The sequence below is a fragment of the Bifidobacterium sp. AGR2158 genome (assembly GCF_000424225.1).
Lineage (GTDB): Bacteria > Actinomycetota > Actinomycetes > Actinomycetales > Bifidobacteriaceae > Bifidobacterium > Bifidobacterium anseris.
In genome coordinates this window covers 82,659-89,045 of the sequence record NZ_AUJM01000018.1, presented here as the reverse complement: position 1 = coordinate 89,045, position 6,387 = coordinate 82,659, and the positions used below count along the sequence as shown (strand labels likewise).

The 6,387-nt window shown below is 63.0% G+C and carries 5 protein-coding genes and 1 pseudogene; all 6 read left to right on the top strand.

Features of this window, described 5'->3' with window-relative positions:
- The first annotated feature begins 504 nt into the window (after positions 1 to 504).
- The gene (gene dnaK, locus G606_RS0107980) at positions 505 to 2,367 is read left to right on the top strand and encodes a molecular chaperone DnaK (RefSeq protein WP_026645518.1); all 1,863 of its coding nucleotides are present in this window, start codon (positions 505 to 507) and stop codon (positions 2,365 to 2,367) included.
- Positions 2,367 to 3,059, top strand: coding sequence for a nucleotide exchange factor GrpE (grpE, locus tag G606_RS0107975; protein WP_026645517.1), 693 nt, complete (start codon positions 2,367 to 2,369; stop codon positions 3,057 to 3,059). The genes dnaK and grpE overlap by 1 nt, the downstream gene beginning before the upstream one ends.
- Before the next feature lie 204 nt (positions 3,060 to 3,263).
- A complete protein-coding gene (locus G606_RS0107970; RefSeq protein ID WP_026645516.1) occupies positions 3,264 to 4,310 on the top strand; it encodes a DnaJ C-terminal domain-containing protein in 1,047 nt (348 codons plus the stop codon).
- Positions 4,311 to 4,315: 5 nt separating this feature from the next.
- The gene (locus G606_RS0107965) at positions 4,316 to 4,876 is read left to right on the top strand and encodes a heat shock protein transcriptional repressor HspR (protein ID WP_026645515.1); all 561 of its coding nucleotides are present in this window, start codon (positions 4,316 to 4,318) and stop codon (positions 4,874 to 4,876) included.
- 221 nt (positions 4,877 to 5,097) lie between these two features.
- Positions 5,098 to 5,730 (top strand): TetR/AcrR family transcriptional regulator, encoded by a 633-nt coding sequence (locus G606_RS0107960; protein WP_442852247.1) that lies wholly within the window; start codon positions 5,098 to 5,100, stop codon positions 5,728 to 5,730.
- Positions 5,731 to 6,149: 419 nt separating this feature from the next.
- Positions 6,150 to 6,326: pseudogene (locus G606_RS11235) on the top strand (MFS transporter); the annotation flags it as partial.
- Positions 6,327 to 6,387: the final 61 nt, after the last annotated feature.

The window sequence follows — 6,387 nt, the reverse complement described above, 5'->3', positions numbered from 1 at the left end:
GCGCAGTATACGTAGCTCAGCTGAGCTCAGGTGAGAGGGAGCGGAAGATCAGAAGTTCGTAGCGACTACGACAGAAGACTTCGCATCGCCCGATGGTGAGGATCAGGGGCATAGGGAAGACGGGGCGGCCATAGCGGGGCATGGCCGCCCCGTCGTATGTGCGGTGGGGTTGGTTGCAGGCTGGTTGTGTCCCGTTGCGTCTCGTTCTGTTGGTGAACAGTGCTTGATCTTGCGGGGGGGGGGGCGTTCACCCACTGCAAGCTGATGGTTTGCTGAAATACACCTTCCTGATGTCTGAAAACCGCCGGAAAACGGCGGTTTTCCGGCGTGTGCGAGAAATCTTCAGAAAAAACTTCCGCAGTGGGAATAACGGTTGACAGAAAATAGTTGAGTGATGTAGGCTCAAGTTTCGGATGGTTCAGGAAGGCCGGTCCGCAGGACCGCCGCCGGACGGAACTCGAGCAAGAACGTAACAAGTAGCGAACCAAACAAAGGAGAATGAGTATGGGACGCGCAGTTGGTATTGATCTGGGTACCACCAATTCCTGCATCGCGACGCTGGAAGGTGGCGAGCCCACCGTCATCGTGAACGCCGAAGGTTCGCGCACGACCCCGTCGGTCGTCGCCTTCAGCAAGTCCGGCGAAATCCTCGTCGGCGAAGTCGCCAAGCGTCAGGCGGTCACCAACGTCGACCGCACGATCAGCTCGGTCAAGCGCCACATGGGCACCGACTGGACCGTCGACATCGACGGCAAGAAGTGGACGCCGCAGGAGATCTCCGCGCAGATCCTGATGAAGCTCAAGCGCGACGCCGAAGCCTATCTGGGCGAGCCGGTGACCGACGCGGTCATCACCTGCCCTGCGTACTTCAACGACGCACAGCGTCAGGCGACGAAGGACGCCGGCACGATCGCCGGACTCAACGTCCTGCGCATCATCAACGAGCCGACCGCGGCCGCGCTCGCGTACGGCCTTGAAAAGGGCAAGGAAGACGAACGCATCCTCGTCTTCGACCTCGGTGGCGGCACCTTCGATGTCTCGCTGCTCGAGATCGGCAAGGACGACGACGGCTTCTCGACGATTCAGGTCCAGGCGACCTCGGGCGACAACCACCTCGGTGGCGACGACTGGGATCAGCGCATCATCGACTGGCTCGTCAAGGGTGTCAAGGACAAGTACGGCGTCGATCTGAGCAAGGACAAGATCGCGCTGCAGCGCCTCAAGGAAGCCGCTGAGCAGGCGAAGAAGGAGCTGTCTTCGTCGATGTCCACGACGATCAACATGCAGTACCTCGCAATGACCCCTGACGGCACCCCGGTGCACCTCGACGAGACGCTCACCCGCGCTCACTTCGAGGAAATGACGAAGGATCTGCTCGATCGTTGCCGCACGCCGTTCAACAACGTGCTCGCGGACGCAGGCATCTCCGTCTCGCAGATCGACCACGTCGTGCTCGTCGGTGGTTCGACCCGTATGCCGGCTGTCAAGGAACTCGTCAAGGAGCTCGACGGCGGCAAGGAACCGAATCAGTCGGTCAACCCGGATGAGGTCGTCGCGATTGGCGCGGCCGTCCAGTCCGGCGTCATCAAGGGCGACCGCAAGGACGTCCTGCTCATCGACGTGACCCCGCTTTCGCTCGGCATCGAGACGAAGGGTGGCATCATGACGAAGCTCATTGAGCGCAACACCGCCATCCCGGCGAAGCGTTCCGAGATCTTCTCGACGGCCGAGGACAACCAGCCGTCCGTGTTGATTCAGGTCTATCAGGGCGAGCGTGAATTCGCTCGCGACAACAAGCCGCTCGGCACCTTCGAACTGACCGGCATCGCCCCGGCTCCGCGTGGCGTCCCGCAGATCGAAGTCACTTTCGACATCGACGCGAACGGCATCGTCCACGTCTCCGCGAAGGACAAGGGCACCGGCAAGGAACAGTCGATGACGATCACCGGCGGCTCCGCGCTGCCGAAGGACGAGATCGACCGCATGGTGCGCGACGCCGAAGCCCACGAGGCCGACGACAAGAAGCGCAAGGAAGAGGCCGAGACCCGCAACCAGGCCGAAGCCTTCGCCTATCAGACCGAGAAACTCGTCAACGACAACAAGGACAAGCTCTCCGACGATGTGGCCAAGGAAGTCACCGACGCGGTCAACGAACTCAAGGACGCGCTCAAGGGCGACGACATCGAGAAGATCAAGTCGGATCAGGAGAAGCTGATGACCGCCGCGCAGAAGATCGGTCAGGCGCTGTACGCGCAGCAGGGCGCCGAAGGCGCTCCGGCCGGCGAGCAGAGCGCGCCGAACTCCGGTGACGACGACGTCGTGGACGCCGAAGTCGTTGACGACGAAGACGACAAGGACAACAAGTAATGTCCGAGTTCAACAAGGACGATTACCTCGATGACCTGCCCGACGCCGACGAACTGGCGAACGGGCAGGCCGACCCCGGCTCCCAGCTCATGGACGACATCGAGCGCGACGCTGCCGCCGAGCAGCAGCCCGCCGATGCGGACGTGAACGACGGAGCACAGGACGGCGCGGCGCAGTCCACGCCGTCCCCGGCGCAGGAAGCGGCCGAAGCGGCTCAGCAGGAGACGCCGCAGGCTGATTCCGAAGACGGCAAGCTCACTCCGCTTGGCCAGGCCAAGAAGGAGGCGGCTGAATATCTTGAAGCGCTCCAGCGTGAGCGCGCGGAGTTCATCAACTACCGCAACCGCACGCGCAAGGACATGGATCGGGCGCGCCAGCAGGGCATCATCGATGTGCTGACAGCCGAGCTGCCCGCGCTTGACGATATCGATCGCATCCGCGAACACGGCGAGATGGACGATTCGTTCAAGGCGGTCGCCGCGAAGCTCGACAAGACCTTCGAGAAGTTCGGCGTGGAGAAGTTCGGCGTCAAAGGCGAGGACTTCGACCCGACGAAGCATGAGGCCGTGCTGCACAAGCCGGATCCGGATGCCGAAAAGGCGACCGTGGATACGGTCGTGGAGGCCGGCTACCGCATCGGCGATCGCGTGATTCGCGCGGCCCGCGTGGTCGTGGCATCGCCGCAGAACTGACACGGTGACGCATGAGGAGGCCGTGGACCACAATCGTGTGCGGTCCACGGCCTCCTGTGCGCTGTGCCGAAGGGCGGCGGCGTCAACGGACGTCGCTCGCGCTCGGTGAGAGATAAGACGTTATTTCAGGTGCGCGGCACGCGGCCGGCAGGAAGGGCCGCCCGCCGCGCACGGATTCAGCAACACCTCGAAAGGAGGCACAACATGGCTGAGAACGAATGGCTGAACAAGGATTTCTACAAAACCCTCGGTGTCTCCAAAGACGCCACGGAAAGCGAAATCACGAAGGCGTACCGCAAGCTCGCACGCAAATACCATCCGGACATCAACAAGACCAAGGAAGGCGAAGAGAAGTTCAAGGACATCTCCGAAGCCTACGATGTGCTCAAGGACAAGGAATCGCGTGAACGCTACGACGCGATTCGCCAGTTCGGCGCGGGCGGCGCGCGTTTCGCCGGCGGTGCCGGCGGCGCGGGTGGTTTCGACGCGTCGAACCTCAACGACATCTTCTCGATGTTCGGCGGCGGCGCGGGCGGCAACGGCGGCTCGCACATCCGCTTCTCGACGAACGGCGGCGGCGCTGGCTTCGACGACATCTTCTCGATGTTCGGCAACGGCGGTGCTGGCGGCTACGGCGGCCACGGCGGCCACGGCTATGAGGACTACGGTGACGGTGCCTACGCGGGCTACCGCCCGACGCCGGCTCCGGAGGACGGCGCCGACCTCAACTCGAAGATCACGCTGACCTTCCGCCAGGCCGTCAAGGGCGCGACCGTCTCGCTGAAGGCGGCCGGCAAGCAATTCAAGACGCGCATCCCGGCAGGCGTGAAGAACGGGCAGAAGATCAAGCTCGCCGGCAAGGGCAAGCCGGGCGTGCATGGCGGCAAGAACGGCGACATGTATCTGACGATCACTGTGACGCCGGACTCGAAGTTCACAATGGACGGAGTGGATCTCGTCATGGATCTGCCAATCACCGTCGGTCAGGCGGTCGACGGCGGCAAAATCGACGCGAAGGACTTCGACGGCGAGACGGTGACCTTCAAGCTGCACGCCGGCACCTCGAGCGGCGTCGAAGTGCGCGTCAAGGGCAAGGGCGTCAAGACGAAGCGCGAAACCGGCGATCTCGTCGGCCGCGTGCAGATCCGCGTCCCCGAACATCCGGGCGTCGGCGAAAAGCATGCCGCGAAGGAATTCGACAAGGCATGCGGAGACTTTGTCGATAAGCTCGCTGAAGAACGGGAGGCCTGAGCGCCATGACGCGGGTCTCCCAGCAGAAACGCCGGCTGTATGAGATGTGCGCGATGGCGATCGTCGCGCAGCGGGCGAATCTCGAGGGTGCGGCGCGCGTCGGATTCGACGTCGACCTGCCGGTCTTCAGCGTCGGACGCGCCGCCGAACTCGCGGGCATCCACCCGCAGACGCTGCGTCAATATGACCGTGCCGGCCTCATTGTGCCCCAACGCACCGAAGGGGGTGCACGCCGCTACTCGTTGCGCGACATTGACCGTCTCGTGCAGGCGCAGTCGATGAGTCAACGCGACGGCATCAACCTTACCGGCATCGCACGCATCCTCGAACTCGAGGAGGAGAATCGGCAGCTGCGGCGGCAGATTGCGCGGTTGAGCGACACGACAGTGAGCGTCTTCACCGCCGACATGGACGGCGACATTACCGAAGTGCGCCGTCCCTCGCGCGCACGGCACTGGCGGCGGCAGCTGCATCCACAGACGCGGCAGCTCGCGGCCGGCGCAAGCCACCGCTCGGCGCAGGCAGAATCGAAATCGGTCGTCCTGTGGCACACGATCTACCGGTGAGTCTTATATAGGCCCGGTAAGCGTCCGGAACCCGAATCTGGGTTCCGGACGTTTTTTGTGCGGTGGGACGTTATGCGTGTGCGTCCGGTGCCGCGTATGCGTGCGCTGTGCGGGTCGGGGGGGATGTGGGGCGACGACTCGGACAGCTTATGTGTGCGCGGTGCGGGACCCGGCAGGCGACGGGGAAGCGGCCGAGGTGGGGTTGCGGACCGGTGATACACTTGGCGGTTGTGTCGGCGAAACGTGTGCGCAAAACCCCTGAAGAGCGTATCGGGGAGATCGAGCGTGCCGCGATCAAACTGATCGCCGAGCGGGGGTATAACGGCATCTCGCTCAAGGACGTCGCCGATGAGGTGGGGATGAGTCAGCCCGGATTGCTGCACTATGTCGGCACCAAGGAAGGGCTGTTGTCGCTGCTCATCACCGATGTCTACGACAGCAGCGGCACCCCCGCGGATTTCATGGGTTCGGGGCTGCCTGGAAGCGATCCCGATGCGTTGTCGTTCCCCGCCTACCTGCGGTTCCTCGTCCGGCACAACGCCGCGCAGAGGCAGATGGTGCAGCTGTTCCTGATGTTGTACATCGAGTCGGTGAACCCCTCGCATCCGCTGCATGAGTACTACCGCAACCGCCCGGAGAACATCTGGGAGCATTATTCGCGCTACCCCTGGCGAATCCCGCCCGAGGTCGGTCCGTGGGATCCCAACATGCGGCCGTATCTGCGCCGGGTCATCGAGGCGATGGACGGTGTGCAGATGCGGTGGCTGTGCATGCCGCCGGTGGATCTGTACGATGAATGGCTGGCGTTCGAACGCATGATCTTCCCGTCGCCGTTGTGGGACGGGTATCGCTGATTTCCCCAAAGCCCTTGGTGGGCCCTCCGTCGCGCCGGGGCTGACTTGCGTACGCGTCGCGGCGGCCGCTGCATCCTAATCATATATAACATTTGTTAGATATAGACAATCGCGCTATAAGACAACCGTGACACGCCGGTGTTCCGCAACTTGACTTTGGCTGTGTTACGAACGATAATCTTTATATCTAACGGATGTTAGATATAAAGATTGTGCCGATGCGATGATGCACAGGTGTCGATGAGGACGAAAGGAGCGATCATGAGCGGTAGTGGTCGTGGGCAAGCGGAAGCGGTTGCGGGGGAGGGGAGGCCTTGGGCGCCGCGGAGGACGGCGCGATGCCTACCGATCTGGGGCTGCGTCTGGCCATATATAACAGCAACCTCGAGGTGGCGCGTTCGAATCCCAAACTCTCCCCGGAGACGGGCAAGGACCTAGGCATCCTCAACCTCGCCACGACGCTCGGGCAGATGCTCGGTCCGGTGCTCATGTCCGCCATCACGCTTTCCCTGGGGTACGCCTTCGCCTTCCCGATCGCGATCGCCTTCGCCCTGCTCGGATGCGTGTTCATCATGCTCATCCGCGGCGTCCGCTGACGCCGCCGTCCCGCCATGGAACATCCGGACGGCGCATGGCGCCGTCCGGCGCGACAACAAA

Coding starts and splice junctions, on each gene's coding strand:
- dnaK (WP_026645518.1), top strand. CDS start 505: ATGGGACGCGCAGTTGGTATTGATCTGGGTACCACCAATTCCTGCATC.
- grpE (WP_026645517.1), top strand. CDS start 2,367: ATGTCCGAGTTCAACAAGGACGATTACCTCGATGACCTGCCCGACGCC.
- G606_RS0107970 (WP_026645516.1), top strand. CDS start 3,264: ATGGCTGAGAACGAATGGCTGAACAAGGATTTCTACAAAACCCTCGGT.
- G606_RS0107965 (WP_026645515.1), top strand. CDS start 4,316: ATGACGCGGGTCTCCCAGCAGAAACGCCGGCTGTATGAGATGTGCGCG.